Source organism: Chromohalobacter canadensis (genome assembly GCF_029544075.1).
Lineage (GTDB): Bacteria > Pseudomonadota > Gammaproteobacteria > Pseudomonadales > Halomonadaceae > Chromohalobacter > Chromohalobacter canadensis_A.
The window spans coordinates 64,556-87,667 of sequence record NZ_JAJQJH010000005.1 but is presented as its reverse complement, the minus strand read 5'-3'; the positions used below and the strand labels follow the sequence as shown (position 1 = coordinate 87,667).

Sequence of the window (23,112 nt, the reverse complement as noted above, 5' to 3'; positions counted from 1 at the left end):
CTAGACGTGTATCCTGACCGAGGAGTACCTGGCGTGGCGCAAAAAGCCTTATCCCTGACGTTCCATGATACGCAGACTCTGCAGGCAGCTTATATGCCCTGGCTGGAACGGGGTGGCATCTTCGTTCCCACGCAGGAGCGTTATGCGCTCGGCGATACGGTGTATCTGTTGGTCACCTTGCCCGAGGGCGCCGAGCGTCTGCCAGTCTCGGGGACGGTCGCCTGGCTGTCGCCGCCGGGTGTCGGTGGGCGGCGCGTTCCGGGGATCGGCGTGCATTTCAGTGACGCCGATCAGCGTGTAAGGGAGCTGATCGAGGCTCAGCTCGAAGGCATCACTGCCACACGCCCCAGCTATACCCTTTAGGCCTCGTCTGAAAAGTGCCTAATGCCATGGGCTGGGCCACAACCTTTTCGACTCATTAGGTACCGCATGTTCGTTGATTCCCACTGCCATCTCGATCGACTCGACCTCACTGCCCATGACGGCAAGCTCGATAGCGCCCTGGACGCCGCCCGCCAACGAGGCGTGCGTCACTTCCTGGCGATTGCCGTCACGCTGGATGGCGTGCCTAACCTGGTCGATATCGCTCGTGCCCATGATGACGTGTCGCTGTCCGCCGGCGTGCACCCGTTGCATCGGGTCGAGCACGAGCCCGATGTGCAAGCCATCGTCGACTGTGCCCAGCGTCATGACGCGGTGGCGATTGGCGAGACCGGGTTGGACTATCATTACGATGAAGTGGCTCACGATGTGCAGCGTCAGCGTTTCGCTCACCACCTGCGCGCCGCGCGTGAACTCGAATTGCCGGTGGTCGTACATACCCGTGACGCCAAGGAAGATACCTTGGCGTTGATTCGTGAGCATACCGATCCCGCGGTGGGAGGCGTCTTGCATTGCTTCACCGAAGACCTCGACATGGCGCGGGAAGCGGTGAGGCTGGGTTTCTACATTTCGCTTTCCGGTATCGTGACCTTCCGTAACGCCACCTCGGTTCACGAACTGGCGCGCCTTGTACCCCTCGACCGGCTATTGATCGAGACCGATAGCCCTTATCTGGCCCCGGTGCCGCATCGTGGCAAGCCCAATGAGCCTCAATGGGTCGTGGAAGTGGCGGAATGCATTGCCGCTGAGCGGGGTATCAGTGTCGACGAAGTCGCGATGCAGACGAGTGCCAATTTCTACCGGTTGTTTCGTGCCGCGCTGCCCGAGGCCCCCGATGACGTACGCGAGGCATTGGCGCAGATGAGCGGTCAGTAACGCCCAGCAGCGAGGAGCGAACATGACACTAGAGTCGTTGACGACGCATCTCGACGCATCCCCCACGGCAGCGTTGCCGCCGGTCGATACCTGGGACCCGCCTTTCTGCGGTGACATGGCGTTGATCATTGCCTCTGATGGCCGCTGGTGGCATGAGGGTACGCCGATTGGGCGCGCACGCTTGGTACGCTTGCTGTCGCGTCTGTTGCGTCGGGAAGCGGATGGCGATTATTACCTGGTTACACCGGTCGAAAAGCTGCGTATCCAGGTTGAGGATCGAGCGTTTTTGATTGCCGATGCCGATTGTCGCGACGGGGTGTGGACGCTGACCACCAACCTCGGCGATAGCGTCACCCTGGGCGCGGAACGCCGCCTCGTGGTCAGCGCAATGCCGGGCGGCGATCCGGTGCCCGAGGTCGCCATTCGCTTCGGATTGTCGGCACGGCTCAACCGCAACGTCTACTATCGCCTGATCGATACCGCCGAGATGCATGAGACACCTAACGGTAGCGAGCTCGGGATATATAGCGACGGCGTCTGGCAGCCCCTTGGTTGGTTACCCGAGGAAATGCCGTGAGCGAGGCGACGCCCGAACAGCGCGCCGTGATCGCGCATATTGAGGGGCATGCGCGCGTGTCGGCGGTTGCCGGTGCCGGCAAGACCACCACGCTCGTGCAGCGCGTCTTGCACCTGCTGGCCAACCGCGTGCCACCGCAGCGGATGTTGGTACTGATGTTCAATCGTGCCGCACGCGAGGACTTCACCCATAAGCTGACCCACGAGGCGGCGGGGCAGCGCCTTCCCGATGTGCGAACCTTTCACTCCATCGGCCATCGCTTGACCCAAACCCTGACGCGCTGGGGGTATCTGTCATCGCGTCAGTTGATCGCCGCCGATTGGCAACGCGAGCGTCTGCTGCGCCAGGCGGTACAGATGAGCCTGGAGCACGCCGACGACAGTCAGCGCCACGCCGCACTGGAGTCTGATCGTCTCGAGGCGCTGGCGCAGTTCTGCGAGCTGGTCAAGGCTGAGATGTGCGCCCCGGAGCTGCTCTACGAACGCCTAGATTTCGGTGATGGTACCCAGCACTTCTGTGAGGCGTATGCGGTCTTCGAGGGATTGCTCGAGGATCACGCCTTGATGACCTACGCCGACCTGCTCTATCGGCCACTACGTTGCCTGGAAACGACGCCCGAGGCTTGCGCCCGTGTGCAGGGGTTTCTCGATCATGTGATCGTCGATGAGTATCAGGACATCAACGAGGTGCAGCAGCGCCTGCTGGCCATTCTTGCAGGTGAGAGTGCACAAGTGATGGCGGTGGGCGATGCTAATCAGTGCATCTACGAGTGGCGCGGGGCGCGCCCCGATGCGATGTTCGAACGTTTTACCGCCTTGTTCGGTACCGCTCACGATTATCCGCTGTCGTATACCTTTCGCCATGGCCATGTGTTGGCGTTGGCGGCCAACCATGCCATTCGCGCCAATCGCCGGCGTCCCGATCAGCTATGTCTGGCCGCGCCTAGCACGCCAGCGACCCGCGCCGACGTGGCAGTGGGCAGCAGTGCGCTGCTCGATGCCCTTCAGCAGTGGCGCGGCGACGGGCGAGCCTTGGGCGAGGCCTGCGTGCTGGTGCGCAGTTGGGCGCTGTCCGTCTCCGTGCAGTTGCAGCTGTTGCGTGCCGGCATTCCGTTCCGGCTCGCGCGTGAGGATCGCTTCGTGTTCCGTCTGCCGCTGGTGCAGGCGCTGGCGGGGTATCTGGCCCTGGCGCGTGATGGGCGCCGCCTGCAGGACCCTGAGCAGCTCAATCTGCTGTTATCGCAGCCAACGGTCTTCGTGCCTCGCGAGACGTTGACCGCCTTGGCGCGCCAACTGGCCCAGACCCAGCAATGGCCTGAGCGGCACGACCCTTTGTTGAATGCGTTGAAGCCCCTTCAGCGGCGCAACCTCAAGCGTCGCTGGCAGTTGCTATGCGAACTGCCACGCATGTCGAATTGGCCGCCGGCCAAGCTGCTTGAACATGTCGTCGAAGCCACCGAGGCGGACAAGGCCCTCAAACGCGCCGCCTCGAGGCGCGCCAAGGCCGAGGATGATGTGCGTCTGCTCGATGTGTTGATCGAACAGGCCGGTGAACTGGCCAACGACCCCGAAGGCTTCATCGCGCTACTAAGTCAACCGGTAGAAGCGCGCGAGGATGGCGTGTTGGTAACCACGGTGCATGGCGCCAAGGGACTCGAATGGCCGATGGTCGCGCTGTGGGGCGCCAACGAGGAAGACTTTCCACACTACACGCGTGAGACGCCTCTGGACGCCGAACGCCTGGAGGAGGAGCGTCGCCTTTATTACGTAGCGATTACCCGGGCGCGCGAGCGTTTGCTGGTCCTGCATGATGGCGGCGATCATCGTCCCAGTCGCTTCCTCGACGAGACCGCCTGGGACGACTGCCATCGCGCTGCCGCCGCGCTCGGCGAGACACCATCTGACACGCTGGCGGTGCGTGCGCCAGAGGTCGTCGGGCGTTATCTCGAACGTTGTGGCCTGAATCTAACCGTCACTCGTGCGTCAGAACCAGTCGCTGAATCAGCGTCTGCGACATGGGCGGTGGGGGAGTGGGTGCGGCATGAGGTCTTCGGCGATGGCGAGATCGTGGTGCTCGAGGGCGACCCCGCCAATCCAGTCATCGAGGTGCGCTTCACCCAGGCGGGGCGCCGGCGGTTGATCGCCGCGCGCGCGCCGCTTGAGCATGTGGCGGAACCAGCGGTGCCGAGCTGAGGTAGGGCCGCTTAGATGCCCCCACTCGTTGGCGAGGACACCCTGGGCATGACTACATGTTGGGGTAGTTGGGACCACCACCGCCTTCCGGCGCCACCCAGGTAATGTTCTGGGACGGATCCTTGATGTCGCAAGTCTTGCAGTGTACGCAGTTCTGGAAGTTGATCTGGAACTTGGGTTCGCCGTCTTCTTCGACGATTTCGTATACCCCTGCGGGACAGTAGCGTTGCGCGGGCTCGGCGTATTCCGGCAAGTTGACGCGTACCGGGATTTCGGGATCGGTGAGCCGCAAGTGGCAGGGTTGATCCTCTTCGTGATTGGTATTGGAGAGGAACACCGACGAAGACTTGTCGAACGAGAGCTTGCCATCCGGCTTGGGATAGTCAAAGGGTGTCACCTCGTTGGCATGGCGCATGCGCGCATGATCGGAGGTGGTGTCGTGCACGGTGGGCAACTTGCCGCCCAGCAGTTGGTCGAGGAAGTTGTAGGCGCCACCCTTGACGGTGCCGTATTTGTGAATCGCCGGTCCGAAGCTGCGGCTTTCGGTCAACTCTGCCCAGGCCCAGCTATTTTGCCATTTCGAGGTGAAGGCGGTCAGCTCCGCGCCACCTTCGTCGCCCGCGACGAAGGCCTCGAACACGGCATCTGCGGCGACCAGGCCGGATTTCATCGCCATGTGGATGCCCTTGATCTTGGCGAAGTTGAGCGTGCCGGCATCGCAGCCGATCAACAGGCCACCGGGAAAGGTCATCTTGGGGAGACTATTGGCGCCGCCCTTGGTGATAGCGCGCGCCCCGTAGGAAACGCGGGAGCCGCCTTCGAGATGTTGCTTGAGCACCGGATGGTGCTTCATGCGCTGAAATTCATCGAAGGGCGAGAGGTATGGGTTGTCGTAAGAAAGATCGACGATCAACCCCACCACGACTTGCTGATTGTCGGCATGGTAGAGAAACCAGCCGCCATGGGTATCGCTGGGCAATGGCCAGCCCGAGCCATGCAAGACGCGTCCGGGCTCGTGCTGATCGGCGGGCACGTCCCAGAGCTCCTTGAAACCCAGGGCATAGTGTTGGGGATCGCGACCTTCGTCGAGGTCGAAGCGCTCGATCAGGCGCTTGCCGAGATGCCCGCGTGCGCCCTCGGCGAACAATGTGTACTTGGCACGCAGTTCCATGCCCGGCATGTGGCCGGATTTTTCACTGCCGTCGGCGGCCACGCCCATGTCTCCGACGAGGATGCCGCGTACCGTGCCATCCTCATCGTGCAAGCTTTCCTGGGCGGCGAACCCGGGAAAAATTTCCACGCCGAGTTCTTCGGCCTGCTCGGCCAGCCAACGACACAGGTTGCCGGCGCTGATGACATAATTGTCATGCGCGCCGCCGGTGTTATGCATGCTCTTGGGCACCAAGGCATTGGGTAGTTTCTGGGCGCTCTCGGCGTCCTTGAGCAGGTAGAGATCATCGCTGAGCACAGGGGTGGTCAACGGCGCGCCACGCGATTCCCAGTCAGGGAAGAGCTCGCGAAGGGCGCGTGTCTCGAGCACGGCACCGGACAGAATATGCGCGCCCACTTCGGAGCCTTTTTCGACTACGCAGACGCTGAGTTCGCGCTGGGCCTCGTGGGCTTGCTGCATCAGGCGACATGCCGCCGAGAGCCCGGATGGGCCGGCGCCGACGATGACGACGTCGAAATCCATGTATTCGCGTTCCACGGCTTGATCTCCTCCATCTTCGCGTTGGGCGGTCGACGCGCCCGAGCATGCACAGTGTCTTTCGAGCAATGGTGCATGGACAAGTCGCGTTTTTCTTGGTTGTATTTTAAAGATTGTATTTTAAACGGCCGTTTGATTCCACCCCGAGTGGCCGGCCCGCATGATGTCATTTTCCATCGAGTTTGTCGTCCGGCACTGCCATGACGGCGCTTCAGGGTTTGACCAGGTTGGACGAGATCACGCAATATTATACAGGGTCGCCGAGTGTGTAACGGGCGACGTTTTTTCGGGACACGCCCCCTATCAAACGCTTGAATGAATTTATTCTAAGGGCATGCCTGCCGGTTCTAACCAAGCGAGGACACCATGAAAGTACTCGTCGCGGTCAAACGCGTCATCGATTATAACGTCAAGATCCGGGTCAAGCCGGATCACTCCGACGTCGATCTCACCAACGTCAAGATGGCCATGAATCCTTTCTGCGAGATCGCCGTGGAAGAAGCGGTGCGCCTCAAGGAAAAAGGGGTGGCCAGCGAGGTGGTTGCCGTAACTATTGGTCCCAAAGCCGCACAGGAGCAGCTGCGCACCGCCCTGGCACTGGGGGCCGATCGCGCGATTCACGTCGAGACCGACGACAAGGTCGAGTCGCTGACCGCCGCGAAGCTTCTCAAGCAGGTCGTTGAGGACGAGCAGCCGGGTCTGACGATTCTCGGCAAGCAATCCATCGACACCGATAACAATCAGACCGGCCAGATGCTGGCCGCCTTGGCAGGCATGGGGCAGGGTACGTTCGCCTCCGAGGTACAGGTTGAGGGCGAGGAGGTCCGCGTGACCCGTGAAATCGACGGCGGCCTGCAGACCGTCGCGCTCAAGCTGCCGGCGGTGATTACCACCGACCTGCGCCTCAACGAGCCGCGCTATGCCAAGCTGCCCGATATCATGAAGGCCAAGAAGAAGCCCATCGACGTCAAGAGCCCCGAGGATATGGGGATTGCCGTGGCGTCCAGCCTGAGTGTGCTCAAGGTGGAATCGCCGGCTGAACGCCAGGGCGGCGCCAAGGTGGCCTCCGTGGATGAACTCGTCGACAAACTCAAGAACGAAGCCAAGGTGATCGCATGAGCATTCTGGTTATCGCCGAACATCATAACGGCCAACTGGCGGAAAGCACCGCCCACGTGGTTGCCGCGGCTCAGGCCATCGGCGGAGACATCGAGATCCTGGTGGCGGGCGAGAGCGTCGCGGGCGTCGCCGAGTCGGCCGCCAAACTGGCCGGTGTCAGCAAGGTAAGGGTCGCCGACGACGGCGTCTACGCGCACCAGCTCGCCGAACCGCTGGCCGAGCTCATCGCCGGGCTCGCTGGCGACTACAGCCATGTGTTGGCCGCCGCGTCCACCCACGGCAAGAACGTGTTGCCGCGTGTCGCCGCGCTCAAGGACGTGGCCGCACTGTCGGAGGTGATCGGTGTGGAAAGCCCCGATACCTTCCTGCGTCCGATCTATGCGGGCAACGCGATTGCCACCGTGCAGTCGAGCGATGTCCTCAAGGTGATTACCGTGCGTACCACGGCCTTCGATGCCGTCGACGCCACGGGAAGCGCCGAGGTCGAGTCAGTCAACGCCACGGTCGAGAACACTCTGTCGCAGTTCGTCGGTGAGGAACTGGCGAGTAGCGATCGTCCTGAACTGGGCAGTGCCCGCGTGGTCGTCTCTGGCGGTCGCGGCATGGGCAACGGAGAGAACTTCAAGCTGCTCGACGGCATCGCCGACAAGCTCGGCGCGGCGATTGGCGCCTCGCGTGCGGCTGTGGACGCCGGCTTCGTGCCCAACGACATGCAGGTCGGCCAGACCGGCAAAATCGTCGCGCCGGAGCTGTACATCGCCGTAGGGATCAGTGGCGCCATCCAGCACCTGGCCGGCATGAAAGATGCCAAGGTCATCGTGGCGATCAACAAGGATGAAGAAGCGCCGATCTTCCAGGTCGCCGATTACGGTCTGGTGGGCGACTTGTTCGAAGTACTTCCCGAACTCGAATCCAAATTGTAAGTCGAAGTCCCAACGCGGCCTGCCGATTGGCTTGGTGCGCGATGTATTGTCAAACCGGCTCACGTGGCCGGTTTTTCTTTCTCATAGCCCATGATTGATAATTGTTCTTGTTTGTATTAGCGTGCTAGCCGTCCTTTCGTCGGCGCTAAGGGCGTCCGACACGATCAAGCAACGGGAGAAAGCGTGGTGCCTAACGACACGCGAAGCCGAACACGGACATGCCGGCGTGCGGCTTGCGCCGGTATGGCGTTATTGATGGGGGTTTCCGCAACGGTCTGTGCACAACAGACGTCATTGCGAGACGCCAGCGCGCAGGCGCAGCAAGAGCAGGCGGCGTTGCAGGACAAGATAGACGCAGCCGACGACGAAACGCGTGAATTGCTGACGCGCTTGCGCGATGCCAGACGCGAAGCCTCGCGCCTCGAGCGCTACAACGACGAGCTTGCCCGCCGTAATCAGGCACAGCAGGCTTTGATCGAGAAGCGCCGCGAGGCCATCGATCAACTCTCGGTGACGCGCGAAGCCTTGCCGGGACAGCTGCGCGATATGGTGTCGCAATTGCGCACCCTGATCGAAGCCGACTTGCCTTTCTTGCGCGAGGAGCGCTTGGCGCGCGTCGAGAGTCTCGATGCGATGCTCGATGACAGCGAAATGAGCGCGGGTGACAAGCTTGATCGCGTTCTCTCTGCCTGGCGCACGGAACTCGACTATGGCCGTGAGATGGATGCCTGGCAAGGTCCGTTGGTGGGCGATGATGATCGTCAAGTCGACTATCTGCGCGTGGGGCGTATTGGGCTTTATTACACCACACCGGATGGCCGTTCGGGTGGCGTCTGGCGTGCCGATGCGCAGGAGTGGCAATCCCTTGAAGACGATGCGCTCGATGAACTGCGTAAAGGGCTGCGTATTGCGCATGACCAGCGGGCGCCGGCATTGCTTGATCTTCCGGTCTCAGTAGCGGTCGAGACGCAATCGGCCGATGACGCGAATTCTCCAGCCGAGGACGAGGAGTCGTCATGAGTACATGGAAGTCTCTGCGGTCCCGGGTATCGGTAGTGGCCCTGATGCTGGTATCTGTGATGGCACTTCCGGGCATTGTGCCTTCGGCGTTGGCCCAGGAGGGCGATTCAAGCCCCTCGCTGGAGCAAATGCTAGAAAGTCTGCGTGCGGATAGTGAGGCTGCCGAGTCGAGAGACCGGGAGCGCTTGAGCGCACTGGTGGACGACCGCACTGCACTGCGCGACGCGGTGGAAGAAGCGGAAGCCGAACGCGATGATGCGCGGCAACGGCGCGATGAACTGGAGGCAACTCAAACACGCCAGCGTGAAGCGCTCGACGATGTCAATCAGCGGCGACGTGATGAAGCGGGCGACCTTGATGGCGTATTCGACGTGGCGCAGGGCGCCATCGGGGAACTGCGCGACGATCTGGGCAATGGCTGGTTGACCGTGGGAACGCGGACGACGCTGCCGGAACGGCTCGACGACGCCGCCATCATCGATACCCAGACACTGGAAAACCTGGGGCGGACGTTTGCCGAGCTGACGGCGGAAACCGGACGCGGTGTGCGCTTCGAAGCGCCCATCGCCGATGCCGAAGGTAACGTCGAGCAGCGTGAGGCGGTGCGTCTGGGCGACTTTCTCGCCTTCAGCGGTGGCAAGCTCCTGACGCGTGATACAGGCAGCCAAGCAGGCGAGGCCGGCCTACGTGTGGTGTCGCATACGCCTGAGGATGCCAGCGATGCACTGCAGGCCTTCCAGCATGGTGAAGGAGAGAAGGTGGTCTTCGACCCCACTCAAGGCAATGTACTCGATGCCCTGGCGCAGCAACCCTCGCTGTGGGAGCGTTTTCAGCAAGGCGGCGCGGTTGGCTATGTCATTGTCGTGCTGGGTATCGCAGGCTTGTTGGTCGCGCTGGCGCAATACGCGTATTTGCTGATGGTCAGTCTGCGTCTGCGTCGCCAGCTTCGTACTCCTGACTCCTTGCGCGGCGATAATCCGCTGGGGCGGGTGCTCGGTCGCTTCGCGGCGCTGGGGCACGATCACGCACCGGAAGCGCTGGAGGCACGCCTCGACGAAGCGCTGCTGGCTGAGAAACCGCGTCTCGAGCGTGGCCAACCCCTGGTCAAGCTCATGGCGGCCGTCGCGCCCTTGCTGGGACTATTGGGGACCGTGACGGGGATGATCGTCACCTTCCAGTCGATCACCGTATTCGGCACCGGCGACCCCCAACTCATGGCCGGCGGGATCAGCCAGGCGTTGGTGACCACCGTGCTGGGCCTGATCGTCGCCGTGCCGCTTCTATTCGTGCATACCGCCTTGAGTAGCCGCAGCCGCGAATTGCTCGGCACGCTCGAGGGACGGGCGAGTGCCGTCCTGGCCGAGCATCTCGAGGCCTCTCACGGGCATACGAGGACGCAGGCCGATGTCCACGCTCGCTGAGCCCATCGTCTGGCTGGTCAAGGCCGGTGGCCCGGTACTGGTGATGATTGCCTTGGTGGCCATGGCGCTTTTCGCCATGGGGCTGGAGCGCGGCTTGTACTGGCAATTCGTGCATAGCCGTCGTCGTCGGGCACTGGTAGCGCGCTGGGTCGCGCGCCGCGATCACGCCAGCTGGAGCGCGTTGACGTTGCGCGAGGTCTGGACGTCGGAACTCATCGGCCAACTGCGGCGCCCTTTACCGTGGCTCAAGCTGCTGGTGGGACTGTGCCCGCTGCTGGGATTGCTGGGGACGGTCACCGGGATGATCCAGGTCTTCGACAGCCTCTCCTTGACCGATGTCAACCAAGCGCGGGCCATGGCCGATGGCGTGGCTCGCGCGACGTTACCGACATTGACCGGCATGGCGGTCGCCGTGGTGGGGCTCTTGTTCACCACCCGTCTAGAACACGTGATTCGGCGCGAGGATCAGCGGCTACATGACCGCATGGCACGTGCCGTGGAGGATGCCAATGCGTAGGCGTCGACTACAGGACGTCAATGACGACGCCCAGGAAATCAACCTCACGCCGATGCTGGATGTGGTTTTCATCATGTTGATCTTCTTCATCGTGACGACCAGCTTCATCAAGGAAAGTGGCGTGGAAATCGATCGTCCCGAATCGTCCTCCGCGACCGCGCGTCCTGAAGCGCAAGTCATGGTGGCGATCACCGCCGAGGACGCCGTATGGGTCGATGGGCAGCCGGTGGATGCGCATCGCGTGGGCAATGAAGTGGCCAGTCTGGTGAGCGACGAAGGTGGCGTCGTGATCCAGGCCGACCGCCAATCGACCACCGGACTTCTCATTGAAGTCATGGATGCCATTCGCGATGCAGGCGTGGAAAACGTCGCCGTGGCGGCGGATCGAGGCGCCGACGGATGAGAGCGATCGCAGGCGCTGTAGGCGGGATCTTGATGGCGTTGGGGCTTTTCTACCTGTTGGCTCTGTTGGTGGCACCGCCGGAAGATAACCGTGAACCGGTCGAGCAGCCGATGTCGATGTCACGTGTCGAGGCGCCCGAGACACAACAGGCGTCGGCGCCGGAAGCGGCTGCGCCGGATGCCCCGACGCCTCCGGCTCAAACGCCGCCGCCTCCGCCGCCCTCGCCAGTGCCCGCGCCCCAGAGTGACAGTTCGCTGACGTTGCCAGAGCCGGAAGCATCGGTGCCTCCTACGCCGGAGGTGCCGGAAGAGTCGTTGCCGGAGCTTGAGGAAATCGAGCCCACGCCTGAACCCGAACCCGAGCCGGCGCCCGAACCTGAACCGGACCCCGATCCCGAACCGCAGCCCGCCCCTGAGCCTGCACAAGAAACGTCATCTGCGGATGCAGCGGCGCAAGGTGACAGCGATGAGGCCGCGGACACCGAAGCCTCGGCGAGCGGCGAAACGAGCGAGCAGGACGCCGAGCAAGTCGGCTCGCCGCAGCCGACCGAGCGCGTGCCGCCGGAATATCCGTCACGGGCACAACGACGTGGCATCGAAGGGTTCGTGGAGGTGAGCTTCACGATCCTGCCCAATGGCCAGGTCGATCGCGATTCCTTGCACGTCACCGATGCCGAGCCGCGTAGCATGTTCGAACGTGCGGCGCTCAAGGCCGTCGCAGATTGGCAGTTTCCGCGAAGCGATCGCCCGCGTGAAGCGCGTCAGCGGCTAGAATTTCGTCTCAAGAGGTAACGCATGCAGTGGCGTCATTGGGGATGTTTAGCGATGCTATGTCTGGGCCTGGGAATGGCCAGCACGAGCGCCAGTGCCGCTGGACCGGCCCTGGCACCGGACATGATTCGGGCGTTGGAGTCGCTGCAGCAGCGCATGCAGGATAACGCCAGCGAGAGTGCCATTGATGACGCCAAGGCGGCCGCTGAGCGGCTAAAAGGCGGTAATCGGGCTGATCGCTGGGCGCGTGCCCTGTTTCTGCAACTAGCGGCCACCGGTGAGGCGCGCCAGGGTCGAGATGCCGACGCGGCGGACCTCTTTCGCCAGGCTCGCCGTATCGACAGTGTCGATGCCGATTCGCGCCAGCGTTGGCTCAATCAAGAGGCACGTTTGCGACTACGCGCGGGGCAGACCTCGCGGGGGGCTCAACTGCTTGAAAGGTGGCTCGAGTATCGCCCGGACGACCGCGATGGCTTGTGGTTGATGGTGCAAGCCCAGGCGACGCAGGAGCAGTGGTCGCAGGCGGCGCAGTGGGTCGACCGCGCGCGTCGCGCGGGCGGCATGGATGCTGATCGACGTCGCTTGGCTGCCAGCGTCTACCAGCACGCCGAGCGTTACGACGCGGCGCTGGGGCTGCTCGATGATCAGCTGCGAAGCGAGAGTGACGATCCCCAGGCCTGGCGACGTGCTGCGGCGCTGGCGCAGCGCATGCAGCAGCCCGGACTGGCAGCAGCGTTATGGGAGGCCGGCTGGCGGCGGGGCGCGCTTGCGGGTGAGGACGATCTCGAACGTCTGATTCGGCTGCATCTGGCTGGCGGGACCCCAGCGCGCGCCGCCGAGCATCTGGAAACGGCATTCGAGAAGGGCACGCTGTCGCGTGACAGCGAGCATCGGCGTCTTCTCGCCGAGGCCTGGACGTCGGCGCGCGCACACCAGAAGGCGCTGTCGGCGTGGCGTGCGTTGGCCGAAGAGACCCAGGCCGCGGAGGATTGGCGCCAGCTCGGCGAGCTGGCCTACGGCTGGGGCGAGTGGTCGACAGCGATAGCAGCGCTTCGCCAAGCCCGTGAGCAGGGGGCCGACCCCGCGCGAACCTGGTTGCTGGAAGGGGTATCGCAACTGGAGTCGTCGGATGAAGAGGCGGCGCGTGAGGCGTTCGAAGCGGCGCGCGATGCCGGTGCGTCGCAGGCCGAAGCCTGGCTGGCATCGCTCGGCGAAGGGAATGCCGGGCAGGCGCCCGACGTTGACGCATCACCGAAGGCGCCGGCGCCCCAGACGCCCTCCGATACGCCGTGATGCCTACCTTCCACGAGCGTGGATGCGTGTTACAAAGCCAGCTGTGCCCATACCGGGGCGTGATCCGAAGGACGTTGGATGCCGCGTAGTTCGTAATCGATGCCTGCGTCTTCCACCCGCTCGCACAGCGTAGGGGTGACCATGATGTAGTCGATGCGCAAGCCGCGCTTGGGCTCGCGCTCGAAGCCCCGCGAACGGTAATCGAACCAGCTGAAGCGATCGTCGACCTCGGGGTAGCGCAGGCGATAGCAATCGCTCAGCCCCCAGTCGGTGAGGCGCGTGAGCCATTCACGCTCGACGGGCTGGAAACTGGTCTTGCCTTCGCGCAGCCAGCGTTTGCGATTGGACTCGCCGATGCCGATGTCGATGTCGGCGGGCGAAATATTGAAGTCCCCCATGACCGCGAGTCGTTCGCTGGGCGTATGCCGCTCTTGCAGCAATGCCGTGAGCCGGGCATAGAAATCACGCTTTTTGGGAAACTTGGTGGGGTGCTCAATATTTTCACCCTGCGGGAAGTAACCGTTGTACACGGTCATGGTCTCGCCGTCGTCACAGCTGACGCGGACGCCGATCAAGCGTCGCTGGGCTTCTTCGCCATCGTCGGGCAGGCCATAATGCACGGCCTCGGGGGGCTGTCGGGTGAGTAACGCGACGCCGTAATGGCCTTTCTGGCCGTGAAAAGCGACGTGATAGCCGAGCGCCTCGACGGCCTCGCGCGGGAACTCGCTGTCCTGCACCTTGGTTTCCTGGAGACCGATGATATCGGGACGATGCGCCTCGATGAGTGCCTCCAATTGGTGGAGGCGGGCACGGATCCCGTTGATGTTGAAGGAGACCAGGCGCATCAGCGATCACCCCGCGAATCGTCGTCGCGTGTCGGCGTGCCATGCACGTCGAGGGTCGGCGCCTGCTGTTGGCGTGCCAGGCGACGAGCGGCCTGCAGTTTGCGTTGCTGACGTTTCTTCTGCACATAGCGCGGCGACGATTTGACCTGATCGGGGTTATCATGGCGCCATTTACGGAAGTCCTTGCGGCGCCCGGTGCGAATCGTCACTTTGTTGGCGATCGAACGCGTTTTTTTGCTGCGTGTCATGTCGTGACCCTGTGTCGTATTGACTTGAGGACCATTCTACCAGTCGCGCTGCCGGGCGACATCCGTGCTTGAGCGCGATGCCCGCGCGATGCTCGGCAATGACTGATACAATGCTCGCTTGCGTCGTGATCCAGCTTGGCTGTCGCGATGGCCGTGGCGCGCCCCGGAAAGGCGGACAAGCGCGCTGGATTCATGCATTTGCGTACGAATATGGACAGACATAGAAGCCTATGAGTGAGTCGGATAAAACCCCAGCACCGGCCCAGAACCGCAAGCCCAAGCGTCGGCGTCGCAAGCCGCGCCGGTCGCAGTCCCAGTGGGACGTCAAACAGTTCCAGGTGACACCGGTAGCGGGCAAGTGGCGTTTTCACGATTTCGATCTTCCCGTGCCGCTGATGCGCGCGATTCACGCCCTGGGATTCGAATACTGCACGCCAATCCAGGCGGAAGCCTTGACGCATACGCTGCTTGGTGGCGATGTGGTCGGCAAGGCGCAGACGGGTACCGGCAAGACCGCCGCTTTCCTGATTTCGATTCTGGCGTATTTCCTGGAAGAGAAGGCCCCTGACGGCCAGAAGCCCGGTGCACCGCGTGCGTTGATCATTGCGCCGACGCGTGAACTGGCGCTGCAGATCGAGAAAGACGCCAAGGCACTGGCGCGCTTCACATCACTCAATGTGGCCAGCGTCGTCGGCGGCATGGACTATCAGAAGCAGCGCGATCAGTTGTCGCGCAAGCTCGATCTGCTCGTCGCGACGCCGGGGCGTCTGCTCGACTTCCACGAAAAGCGCGATGTCGATTTGACGCAAACCGAGGTGCTGGTCCTCGATGAAGCGGACCGTATGCTGTCAATGGGCTTCATCCCCGACGTCAAGCGCATCATCCAACATACGCCCAAGTCCGAAGAGCGCCAGACCTTCCTGTTCTCGGCGACGTTCAGTCCGGACATTCTCAACTTGGCCAGACAGTGGACGCATGGCGCCACGCACGTCGAGATCGAGGCCAGCCTCGAGAATGCCGCCAACATCGATCAGCGTGTCTATCTGGTGGGGGACAGCGACAAGCAACGCCTACTGATCAACTTGCTCAACCAAGAGAGCATGGAGCGCGTAATCGTGTTCGGTAACCGCCGTGATCTGGTCCGTAATCTCGACTCGAGCTTGCGTGACGCCGGCATCAATGTGGCGATGCTTTCCGGGGATGTTCCCCAAAAGGCACGTATCGAAACGCTCGATCGTTTCCGCAACGGCGAGGTGGATGTGCTGGTCGCCACCGACGTAGCAGGGCGTGGCATTCATATCGACGATGTCAGCCATGTGGTGAATTACACCCTGCCGGAAGATCCCGAGGATTACGTTCACCGTATCGGCCGCACGGGCCGTGCCGGTGCCGAGGGCGTGTCGATCAGTTTCGTCGGCGAAGAAGATGCGTTTGCGCTGCCGGGAATCGAGTCCTACATCGACGCCAAGCTGCCTTGTCAGCATCCTCCCGAAGGGCTGCTCTAACCCTTGGCGGAAACGGCATCCCAGGCGCTCGATCCCGAGCTCAAGGCGACCATTCAGGCGGCCTACCGGCAGGTGCTCGAGGGGCTCGAGCTGACGCCGCGTTACGGTCAGCGCCTGATGATCGCCGAGATCGCGCGGACCTTGGGTGGCATCGAGGCAGATGACGCGGGGCGACGTCTCTCCAACGAGCATGTCTGCGTGCTGGAAGCGGGGACCGGCACTGGCAAGACGCTGGCCTATCTGCTTGCCGCGCTGCCCATCGCCCAGGCGCGTAGTAAGCGCCTGGTGATCTCCACCGCCACGGTGGCGCTACAAGAGCAGGTACTGCATCACGATCTGCCGGCCCTCAAGGCGCATAGCGGCCTCGATTTCGAATACGCCCTGGCCAAAGGCCGGGGGCGCTACCTGTGCGTGGCGCGACTCGATCAGGCCCTGGAAGGTGGAGAAGACAATCCCACGCTGTCGCTTTTCGAAGAGGCGATGACGTCCCGCGACGGCGACGACTTCCAGGCCCTGGCGCACGAGATGGCCGAGGCCTACTCGGCAGGGCGCTGGGAAGGGGATCGCGATAGCTGGCCGACGGGGATCGACGATGCCGATTGGCGCCGCCTGACCATCGATCATCGCCAGTGCACCAATCGTCGCTGTGGTCACTTCGGCGCCTGCGCCTTCTTTCGTGCCCGCCGTGGGCTCGATCAGGCCGATATCATCGTCGCCAACCACGATCTCGTGCTGGCGGATCTTTCCTTGGGGGGCGGGTTGGTATTGCCATCGCCCAAGGAGTGCATCTACGTCTTCGATGAAGGGCACCATCTGCCTGATAAGGCTCTCGACCACTTTTATCACCGATTGCCGGTCAACGGTACGCTACGCTGGCTGCGCACGCTGAAGAAGTCGCTGACCGAGCTCAATACCGCGCTGGCCGTGCAGCCGACCCTGGCTCGCTTGTTGTCGAGCTTGCCGGAAGCCATCGCCGCGCTGGAACCGCGCCTCGGCGAGGCGTTCGCCATGGGGCATAGCATCGCCGAGTTGGAACACGGGCTGCCTGAAGAAGCCAGTGATGCCGTGCATCACCGCTTCTCCATGGGGCGGGTGCCCGAGGCACTTTCCGAGCAGGCCGGGGCGATGGTCACGGCCTTCGCCGAGTTGTCGCGTACGCTCGAGAGCATGGCCGATATCCTGCGCGAGAGCCTCGATCCGGAAAAAGCCACGGGGCTGCCTCGCGAGCAGGCCGAGGCCTGGCTGCCGTTGATCGCTTTGCTGCACGGCCGTGCCCTGGAAGCGCATGCCTTGTGGCAAGCGTTGGCCACGGCGGACCCCGAGGATGGTGTACCGCAAGCACGTTGGCTCACCTTCGAGCGTGTCGCCGGCGAGGCGGAATTGACGTTTTCGGCAAGCCCCGTCTCGGCCGCCGAGACCTTGGCCCGGCATTTGTGGGGCACATGCTATGGCGCGGTAGTGACCTCGGCGACGCTGACCGCGCTCAATCGCTTCGAGCGTTTGCAAGAGCGCGCCGGGCTTGCCAATCGCTATCGCTATCAACGCCTGCCCAGCCCTTTCGATTATTCGCGAGCGGTGCTTAGCGTGCCGCCGGAAGCCGTCGACCCCAGCAATCGCGAAGCCCACGAGCGTGCGCTGATCGATTTCACCCAAGCGCTGGGCGAGCGTGAAGCCGTGCTCATGCTGTTTTCGTCACGCAAGCAGATGCGCGCCGTACTCGATGCGTTGCCAGAAGCGGTGCGTCAGCGGGTGCTAGCGCAGAATCACCTGCCCAAGCGTGAATTGCTGCAACGCCATCGCGCGCGTGTCGACGCCGGGGAGGGCAGTATCATCTTTGGGTTGGCGAGTTTCGCCGAGGGGATCGATCTGCCGGGTGAGTATCTCACTCATGTGGTGATCACCCGCCTGCCGTTCTCGGTGCCCGATGACCCGGTGGGAGCGACCTTGGCGGAGTGGATCGAGAGTCGTGGCGGCAATCCGTTCATGCGCATTTCGGTGCCGGATGCCTCGATTCGTCTGGTCCAGGCCTGCGGTCGATTGATTCGCAAGGAAGCCGATCAGGGACGCATCACATTACTCGACCGCCGTGTCCTGACGCGCCGTTACGGACGGGCGCTGCTCGATTCCTTGCCGCCTTTCCGGCGCGAAATAGACGGTATGGCGCAATAAGGCGCTTTTTAGACAGGGCTTAGGCACTGTTCGGACAGCCTGTTTCGAGCAATGCCTAGCTCTCAAGCGATAGTCAGTGAGCTGACCCCGCCAGTGAAGCGGGGTCGTGGGGAGAGCCTTACTCGCCGCGCTGGCGCTGGGTCAGCACCGGCTTCAACTTCTCGTTCATCTCACGCATGGCCGTTTCGGTCGTCGGCCAGTCGATGCAGGCGTCGGTAATTGAAACGCCGTACTGCAACTGCGAGCGATCCTCGGGAATCTTCTGGTTGCCCCAGCCGATGTGCGACTCGACCATCAGTCCCATGATAGAGGTGTTGCCCTCGAGGATCTGGTTGGCGATGTTATCCATCACCAAGGGTTGCAAGGACGGATCCTTGTTGGAATTGGCGTGCGAGCAGTCGACCATGATGTTCGGTATCACGCCTGCATTACGCAGTTCCTTGTCGGCGAGGGTAACGCTGACGCTGTCGTAATTGGGCTTGCCGTTACCGCCGCGCAGCACGATATGGCCGTAGGGGTTGCCGCGCGTGCGAATGACGGCAACCTGTCCGCCTTGGTCGATACCCAGGAAATTGTGCGGGTGGGCAACGGACTTGAGCGCGTTGACGGCGACATCGAGACTGCCATCGGTACCGTTCTTGAAGCCGACCGGCGACGACAGGCCGGACGCCATCTCGCGGTGTGTCTGGGACTCGGTGGTGCGTGCTCCAATGGCCGACCAACTGATGCAATCTTGCAAATACTGCGGCGAGATGGGATCGAGCGCCTCGGTGGCCAGTGGTAGGCCCATTTCGGCGAGTTCCACCAGAAGGCGCCGGGCGGTGCGCAGCCCTTCCTGAATGTCGAAGGTGTCGTCGAGGTGCGGGTCGTTGATCAGCCCCTTCCAGCCGACGGTGGTGCGTGGCTTCTCGAAATACACGCGCATCACGACGTACAGGCTATCGCTCACCTCGTCGGCTAGCTGGCGCAGGCGGCGGGCATAATCGCGTGCCGCGTCCACATCGTGAATCGAGCAGGGGCCGATGACGACGACGAGACGCGGGTCGTCGCCGTCGAGAATCCGTTGAACGGTTCGGCGACCTTCGAGTACCGTGCGCTCCGCCTCCTCGGAAAGGGGAATTTCACGCTTGAGCGCTTCGGGTGTGACCAGTACGTCCTGGGAAAGGACGTTAATGTTATTGACCTGCTGTTCTGACATTCCGCTACCTGTAGATATGTGTCGCGAAGGGCATCGGTTTCGCTTGCAAAGAAGCGCTACTATCGCTTGTCGGCGCCGGGAAAATCAATGTCATGGCCGAACTTCTCGCCATGATGGCGGTCAATGCTCGGATGCCATCAGCGCATCCGCCGCTTTATCGTCTTGATGGGGCGGGCAGAAAAAGGAACACTAGGCACTACTTAAGTTAAGCAAGTGGATCGGCCACATGACCCTAGGTCTTCGCCCAATTTCGTCTATTACTTTGATTATTCAGCGCCCCGTGGGCTCGACTGGAACATGATGACCACACAGCAGATACGATCTTCCTGCGCTGGCGCCGTTGTCGGCGCTTCGCTTTATAGTGCCTCCGGCATGGGGGAGAAATGAATGGGCACTAGGGAAACCGACCACCAGCTCGTCGAGCGTGCCCAGAAGGGAGACACCCGGGCTTTCGACCTTCTGGTCAAAAAGTACCAGCACAAGATTCTCGGCTTGATTGGGCGTTATGTGAATGATCCCGCCGAGGTGCAGGATGTCGCTCAAGAAGCCTTCATCAAGGCGTATCGCGCCTTGAGCAAGTTTCGCTCCGATAGTGCCTTTTATACGTGGATGTATCGCATCGCCATCAACACCGCCAAGAATCATCTCGTTTCTCGCGGGCGAAGACCGCCGGGCAGCGACATGGATATCGCGGATGCCGAGGTGCTCGATCATAGCGGTCGTCTTTCCGATATTGAGACCCCTGAAGCCGCCATGCAGCGCGATCAGCTCGAGGCGGTGGTGTTCGAGGCCATCGAGAACTTGCCGGAAGATCTACGCACCGCGATTACCTTGCGCGAGATGGACGGTCTCGCCTATGAAGATATCGCCAATATCATGCAGTGTCCGGTGGGTACGGTGCGCTCGCGCATCTTCAGGGCGCGTGAAGCGGTGGATAAAGCCATCGAGCCGATGCTCAACGCACCGCGTCAAGCCGATGCCACGGTCGAGTGATCAAGGCGGGTGATAAAAAAGTGTCGCTCGACGCATGCAAAATTGAACTGTCCGGCGCCTTTGACGTCTCAACGGGTACCAGTGGAATGAGTGGGCGCTACCGCGTCAGGTGGGCAAGGCGCTCGTGCAAGATATCAAGAAAAGGTGTTGCCACACGTGAAACGCTGCGTAGCGCCCAGTAGACGATGGGCATTCGTCTTCTCGAATGTGAGGGTGTAGGTATGAATCAGAACGTGCGAGAGTCCTTGTCCGCACTGATGGATAACGAGGGCGACGAGCTTGAGGTACGCCGTGTCATGAGGTCGTTGCAAGACGCGCCTGAAGACGCCGAAACATGGCGGCGTTATCACTTGGCGCGCAGCATGATGCAGCGTGATCGTGGTGTGGATGTCAGTGCGGATCTTTCCGCCGGTATAATGGCACGCCTTGCGGACGAACCTGGGTCGCAGGAAGCGGTGACATCCGGCTCGCGTCGTGCGGTGCCGCTTTCCTTCGCAGGAAGTGCCGCCGTCGCGGCGGCGGTGTCGCTGATGGTCATTACTGGCGTTCAGGTATATAACGCCAATTCGCCAAGCGGTGTCCCCGGTGAAGGTGCCGAGTTCGCCAGCGGTAACGCCTCTTCCGGCGAGACGCCTCCCTCCGAGGGCGGCGCCAGTATGCAGCCAGCCTCGCTGCAGAGCGCGCCCTCGGGAGGCGGTATTGGTGCCAGGCTAGCGAGTTTCGGCGGTGACGACACTGGGTTCTTTACTTCGTCGCCCGGGACGAATCCGGTATTTCCCAGCCTCGCGCCTTCGGGCCCCGGCGGCGCCATGGAAGCCAGCATGGATGCGTCGCTCTTTTCCGACTCCCCGCGTCAGACATCACGCAGCGACTATGAACAGTCGCGCCTTCTGCAAGCGTACTTGAACCAGCAGCAGTCCGGTGATGTGGGCGAGGCTTGGATGTCGTCTTCTCGCGCATTCGATGGTTCGGGTACCGAGGTGTCGAGTCAGCGTTAAGCCCATGCTGTCTGTCGTCTAAGTGTGACGATTCCCTCGATTCCGCGCCAAGGCGCGTCACCTACTGCCAGGGGGCGCGCCTTTTGTCGTTTTATGCTTTGTCGATGCGCTGCGCTTTGTGGCAGGGCTGGGGATGTCTGGCAGGACCAGGGCCGCGTATTGAACGCGTTGCGTTGAACTAATTACGTTGTTCAGTGAACTCTTGTCCCGTTAGTGTATCAATGGAGTTGGCGATGCTAGATTTCTTAGCCGCCAACCCATGGTAAGCCGGTAATGCGCACCGGCTCATTGTCGATGTGACTCCTCGTTTTGGCTAACGAGTTCACGCTTTTCATCAGGAGTCTTTTATGCAACGTCTCTCTCGCTATTTCACCCCTTTGTTCCTGGCGTTGGTTACGTTATGCGCCGCGCAGTTCGCGCAGGCACGCGAATTGCCGGACTTCACTCAATTGGTCGAAGACGCTGCGCCGGGTGTCGTCAACATTTCCACTACCAGCACGGTCAATACACGGGCCATGCAGGGCTCGCCATTCGGTGAACAGGGCGTTCCCGATATCTTTCGCCACTTCTTCGGCGATCAGATGCCGCCCATGACGCCGGGGGCACCCGGTCAGGGTACTCAAGAGCGCCATTCATTGGGGTCGGGATTCGTGATCAGTCATGACGGCTATATCATGACCAACGCCCATGTGGTGGACGGTGCCGACGAGATCGTGGTTCGACTCAACGATCGTCGTGAGCTCGAGGCCACTCTGGTGGGCGCCGACAAGAAAACCGACGTTGCCGTACTCAAGGTCGACGCCGACGATTTGCCGACACTCGACATGGGGGACTCCGACGAGCTGCAGGTCGGCGAGTGGGTCGCCGCCATCGGCTCGCCCTTCGGGTTCGATCACTCGGTGACCTCGGGTATCGTCAGCGCCATCAACCGCACCCTGCCGATTGACGCCTATGTCCCCTTCATCCAGACCGACGTAGCGATCAATCCGGGTAATTCCGGCGGCCCCTTGTTCAATCTCGATGGCGAGGTCGTGGGTATCAACTCCCAGATCTACACCCGTAGTGGTGGCTTCATGGGCGTTTCCTTCGCCATTCCGATCAACGTGGCAATGGACATCGCCGATCAGTTGAAAGATTCCGGGCACGTCAGCCGCGGTTGGCTCGGAGTGGTGATCCAGCCCGTGTCGAGAGACCTGGCAGAATCCTTCGGTCTTGATGACACGCGCGGTGCGTTGATTGCCGACGTCACTGATGACAGCCCCGCCAGCGAGGCTGGACTCCAGGCCGGCGATGTCGTGCTCTCGGTCGACGACGCAGAAGTCAAAGACTCCAGTGCCTTGCCGCGACTAGTAGGCCGCGTGTCGCCTGGCGATGAAGTGACGCTGAGCATTCTGCGTAACGGCGAGCCACAGAAGGTTGATGTCACCGTGGGCAATTGGCCGAAAGAGGGCAAGATGACGTCAGGCCAACAGCATCAGAAAAACGACAACCAAGAGCGTCTGGGCGTCGCGGTTAGCGACCTGGACGATCAGATGCGTCGTCAGTTGGACGTCGATAATGGTGTCATGGTGCGTCAGGTCGACCCACGCGGTGCCGCGGCGGCTGCGGGGATTTCGTCTGGCGACGTCATCATCAGTTTCGATGGCACCATCATCGAAGATACCGATGCACTGCTAGAAGCGGTTAAGAATGCGCCCACTGACCGCGCCATTCCAGTGCGTATCGCCCGGGATGGACAGTCGCTGTTCGTCGCGCTGCGGCTTGAATCCGCCGATGATTGACGCAGTGACAATGTACCTAGACTAGGCATCGAGGCCCCGCTCCGTCGGGGCCTCGTCATGTCGATCGAACGCCCTCGCTGTCCATGGAGGGTGCTTGCCGGTACAATGCCTTTCAATTGAATTGTCCATCGGTCCGCGTACTCTCGCCTAGCAAGCTGCCTAGCTTGACCGGATC

General features: G+C 62.0%; 21 protein-coding genes. 17 read left to right on the top strand and 4 right to left on the bottom strand.

The features are described 5' to 3' along the window. Positions 1–33: 33 nt before the first annotated feature. The 4 genes from LUN51_RS08915 (at position 34) to LUN51_RS08900 (ending at position 4,026) form a co-directional block, all read left to right on the top strand. Positions 34–363: a PilZ domain-containing protein gene (locus LUN51_RS08915; protein WP_277810983.1), complete on the top strand. Its 330-nt coding sequence runs from the start codon at positions 34–36 to the stop codon at positions 361–363. 66 nt (positions 364–429) lie between these two features. Beyond that, positions 430–1,257 carry a TatD family hydrolase gene (locus LUN51_RS08910; protein ID WP_277810982.1) on the top strand — a complete coding sequence of 276 codons (828 nt, stop codon included), beginning with the start codon at positions 430–432 and terminating at the stop codon, positions 1,255–1,257. 22 nt (positions 1,258–1,279) lie between these two features. Continuing rightward, entirely contained in the window at positions 1,280–1,834 is a 555-nt protein-coding gene (locus tag LUN51_RS08905; protein WP_277810981.1) for a DUF1285 domain-containing protein, read from the top strand. Next, a complete protein-coding gene (locus tag LUN51_RS08900; RefSeq protein ID WP_277810980.1) occupies positions 1,831–4,026 on the top strand; it encodes an ATP-dependent helicase in 2,196 nt (731 codons plus the stop codon). Before LUN51_RS08905 ends, LUN51_RS08900 begins: the two co-directional genes overlap by 4 nt. 52 nt (positions 4,027–4,078) lie before the next feature. Here LUN51_RS08900 and LUN51_RS08895 read toward each other — a convergent pair whose 3' ends face one another. Beyond that, a complete protein-coding gene (locus LUN51_RS08895) occupies positions 4,079–5,719 on the bottom strand; it encodes an electron transfer flavoprotein-ubiquinone oxidoreductase (protein ID WP_277811047.1) in 1,641 nt (546 codons plus the stop codon). Between the two features lie 381 nt (positions 5,720–6,100). Here LUN51_RS08895 and LUN51_RS08890 point away from each other — a divergent pair, with 381 nt between their 5' ends. The 8 genes from LUN51_RS08890 (at position 6,101) to LUN51_RS08855 (ending at position 13,200) form a co-directional block, all read left to right on the top strand. Continuing rightward, positions 6,101–6,853 (top strand): electron transfer flavoprotein subunit beta/FixA family protein, encoded by a 753-nt coding sequence (locus tag LUN51_RS08890; RefSeq protein ID WP_246921118.1) that lies wholly within the window; start codon positions 6,101–6,103, stop codon positions 6,851–6,853. Further along, a complete protein-coding gene (locus LUN51_RS08885; protein WP_097023269.1) occupies positions 6,850–7,776 on the top strand; it encodes an electron transfer flavoprotein subunit alpha/FixB family protein in 927 nt (308 codons plus the stop codon). The genes LUN51_RS08890 and LUN51_RS08885 overlap by 4 nt, the downstream gene beginning before the upstream one ends. 243 nt (positions 7,777–8,019) lie before the next feature. Further along, complete coding sequence (locus tag LUN51_RS08880) at positions 8,020–8,796, top strand: DUF3450 domain-containing protein (RefSeq protein ID WP_277811046.1); 777 nt, start codon at positions 8,020–8,022, stop codon at positions 8,794–8,796. Continuing rightward, positions 8,793–10,217, top strand: coding sequence for a MotA/TolQ/ExbB proton channel family protein (locus tag LUN51_RS08875; RefSeq protein WP_277810979.1), 1,425 nt, complete (start codon positions 8,793–8,795; stop codon positions 10,215–10,217). Before LUN51_RS08880 ends, LUN51_RS08875 begins: the two co-directional genes overlap by 4 nt. Next, on the top strand, positions 10,201–10,734 hold the full coding sequence (locus LUN51_RS08870) for a MotA/TolQ/ExbB proton channel family protein (protein WP_277810978.1): 534 nt from the start codon (positions 10,201–10,203) through the stop codon (positions 10,732–10,734). The genes LUN51_RS08875 and LUN51_RS08870 overlap by 17 nt, the downstream gene beginning before the upstream one ends. After that, positions 10,727–11,137 (top strand): ExbD/TolR family protein, encoded by a 411-nt coding sequence (locus LUN51_RS08865; RefSeq protein ID WP_040243640.1) that lies wholly within the window; start codon positions 10,727–10,729, stop codon positions 11,135–11,137. The genes LUN51_RS08870 and LUN51_RS08865 overlap by 8 nt, the downstream gene beginning before the upstream one ends. Further along, positions 11,134–11,928, top strand: coding sequence for an energy transducer TonB (locus tag LUN51_RS08860; protein ID WP_277810977.1), 795 nt, complete (start codon positions 11,134–11,136; stop codon positions 11,926–11,928). The genes LUN51_RS08865 and LUN51_RS08860 overlap by 4 nt, the downstream gene beginning before the upstream one ends. 3 nt (positions 11,929–11,931) lie before the next feature. Further along, positions 11,932–13,200, top strand: coding sequence for a tetratricopeptide repeat protein (locus LUN51_RS08855; RefSeq protein ID WP_277810976.1), 1,269 nt, complete (start codon positions 11,932–11,934; stop codon positions 13,198–13,200). A gap of 29 nt (positions 13,201–13,229) precedes the next feature. On the opposite strand, the gene xthA is transcribed toward LUN51_RS08855, so the two are convergent. Together xthA and LUN51_RS08845 are read right to left on the bottom strand one after the other, a co-directional pair. Continuing rightward, the gene (xthA, locus tag LUN51_RS08850; RefSeq protein ID WP_277810975.1) at positions 13,230–14,045 is read right to left on the bottom strand and encodes an exodeoxyribonuclease III; all 816 of its coding nucleotides are present in this window, start codon (positions 14,043–14,045) and stop codon (positions 13,230–13,232) included. Then, positions 14,045–14,293, bottom strand: coding sequence for a hypothetical protein (locus tag LUN51_RS08845; RefSeq protein ID WP_097023276.1), 249 nt, complete (start codon positions 14,291–14,293; stop codon positions 14,045–14,047). Before LUN51_RS08845 ends, xthA begins: the two co-directional genes overlap by 1 nt. Before the next feature lie 230 nt (positions 14,294–14,523). On the opposite strand from LUN51_RS08845, the gene LUN51_RS08840 reads away from it, so the two are divergent. Together LUN51_RS08840 and dinG are read left to right on the top strand one after the other, a co-directional pair. Further along, positions 14,524–15,798 carry a DEAD/DEAH box helicase gene (locus LUN51_RS08840; RefSeq protein ID WP_277810974.1) on the top strand — a complete coding sequence of 425 codons (1,275 nt, stop codon included), beginning with the start codon at positions 14,524–14,526 and terminating at the stop codon, positions 15,796–15,798. A 3-nt stretch (positions 15,799–15,801) separates the two neighbouring features. Next, positions 15,802–17,967: an ATP-dependent DNA helicase DinG gene (gene dinG / locus LUN51_RS08835; protein WP_277810973.1), complete on the top strand. Its 2,166-nt coding sequence runs from the start codon at positions 15,802–15,804 to the stop codon at positions 17,965–17,967. A 118-nt stretch (positions 17,968–18,085) separates the two neighbouring features. Here the strand turns inward: dinG and LUN51_RS08830 are convergent, their stop codons facing one another. Continuing rightward, on the bottom strand, positions 18,086–19,165 hold the full coding sequence (locus LUN51_RS08830; RefSeq protein ID WP_040243628.1) for a 3-deoxy-7-phosphoheptulonate synthase: 1,080 nt from the start codon (positions 19,163–19,165) through the stop codon (positions 18,086–18,088). A gap of 387 nt (positions 19,166–19,552) precedes the next feature. On the opposite strand from LUN51_RS08830, the gene rpoE reads away from it, so the two are divergent. The 3 genes from rpoE to LUN51_RS08815 all read left to right on the top strand — a co-directional run bounded on the left by rpoE (position 19,553) and on the right by LUN51_RS08815 (position 22,937). Continuing rightward, positions 19,553–20,158: an RNA polymerase sigma factor RpoE gene (rpoE, locus tag LUN51_RS08825; RefSeq protein ID WP_040243627.1), complete on the top strand. Its 606-nt coding sequence runs from the start codon at positions 19,553–19,555 to the stop codon at positions 20,156–20,158. A 221-nt stretch (positions 20,159–20,379) separates the two neighbouring features. Further along, positions 20,380–21,156: a sigma-E factor negative regulatory protein gene (locus LUN51_RS08820; RefSeq protein ID WP_277810972.1), complete on the top strand. Its 777-nt coding sequence runs from the start codon at positions 20,380–20,382 to the stop codon at positions 21,154–21,156. A gap of 347 nt (positions 21,157–21,503) precedes the next feature. Further along, on the top strand, positions 21,504–22,937 hold the full coding sequence (locus tag LUN51_RS08815; protein WP_277810971.1) for a DegQ family serine endoprotease: 1,434 nt from the start codon (positions 21,504–21,506) through the stop codon (positions 22,935–22,937). Positions 22,938–23,112 lie beyond the last annotated feature (175 nt).

Excerpts from the sequence above, each read along its gene's own strand:
- LUN51_RS08815 (WP_277810971.1), top strand. The coding sequence starts at position 21,504 with ATGCAACGTCTCTCTCGCTATTTCACCCCTTTGTTCCTGGCGTTGGTT.
- LUN51_RS08830 (WP_040243628.1), bottom strand. The coding sequence starts at position 19,165 with ATGTCAGAACAGCAGGTCAATAACATTAACGTCCTTTCCCAGGACGTA.
- xthA (WP_277810975.1), bottom strand. The coding sequence starts at position 14,045 with ATGCGCCTGGTCTCCTTCAACATCAACGGGATCCGTGCCCGCCTCCAC.
- LUN51_RS08910 (WP_277810982.1), top strand. The coding sequence starts at position 430 with ATGTTCGTTGATTCCCACTGCCATCTCGATCGACTCGACCTCACTGCC.
- rpoE (WP_040243627.1), top strand. The coding sequence starts at position 19,553 with ATGGGCACTAGGGAAACCGACCACCAGCTCGTCGAGCGTGCCCAGAAG.
- LUN51_RS08845 (WP_097023276.1), bottom strand. The coding sequence starts at position 14,293 with ATGACACGCAGCAAAAAAACGCGTTCGATCGCCAACAAAGTGACGATT.
- LUN51_RS08860 (WP_277810977.1), top strand. The coding sequence starts at position 11,134 with ATGAGAGCGATCGCAGGCGCTGTAGGCGGGATCTTGATGGCGTTGGGG.
- LUN51_RS08840 (WP_277810974.1), top strand. The coding sequence starts at position 14,524 with ATGAGTGAGTCGGATAAAACCCCAGCACCGGCCCAGAACCGCAAGCCC.
- LUN51_RS08890 (WP_246921118.1), top strand. The coding sequence starts at position 6,101 with ATGAAAGTACTCGTCGCGGTCAAACGCGTCATCGATTATAACGTCAAG.
- LUN51_RS08820 (WP_277810972.1), top strand. The coding sequence starts at position 20,380 with ATGAATCAGAACGTGCGAGAGTCCTTGTCCGCACTGATGGATAACGAG.
- LUN51_RS08875 (WP_277810979.1), top strand. The coding sequence starts at position 8,793 with ATGAGTACATGGAAGTCTCTGCGGTCCCGGGTATCGGTAGTGGCCCTG.
- LUN51_RS08870 (WP_277810978.1), top strand. The coding sequence starts at position 10,201 with ATGTCCACGCTCGCTGAGCCCATCGTCTGGCTGGTCAAGGCCGGTGGC.
- LUN51_RS08905 (WP_277810981.1), top strand. The coding sequence starts at position 1,280 with ATGACACTAGAGTCGTTGACGACGCATCTCGACGCATCCCCCACGGCA.
- LUN51_RS08855 (WP_277810976.1), top strand. The coding sequence starts at position 11,932 with ATGCAGTGGCGTCATTGGGGATGTTTAGCGATGCTATGTCTGGGCCTG.
- LUN51_RS08895 (WP_277811047.1), bottom strand. The coding sequence starts at position 5,719 with ATGGATTTCGACGTCGTCATCGTCGGCGCCGGCCCATCCGGGCTCTCG.
- LUN51_RS08865 (WP_040243640.1), top strand. The coding sequence starts at position 10,727 with ATGCGTAGGCGTCGACTACAGGACGTCAATGACGACGCCCAGGAAATC.
- LUN51_RS08885 (WP_097023269.1), top strand. The coding sequence starts at position 6,850 with ATGAGCATTCTGGTTATCGCCGAACATCATAACGGCCAACTGGCGGAA.
- LUN51_RS08880 (WP_277811046.1), top strand. The coding sequence starts at position 8,020 with ATGGCGTTATTGATGGGGGTTTCCGCAACGGTCTGTGCACAACAGACG.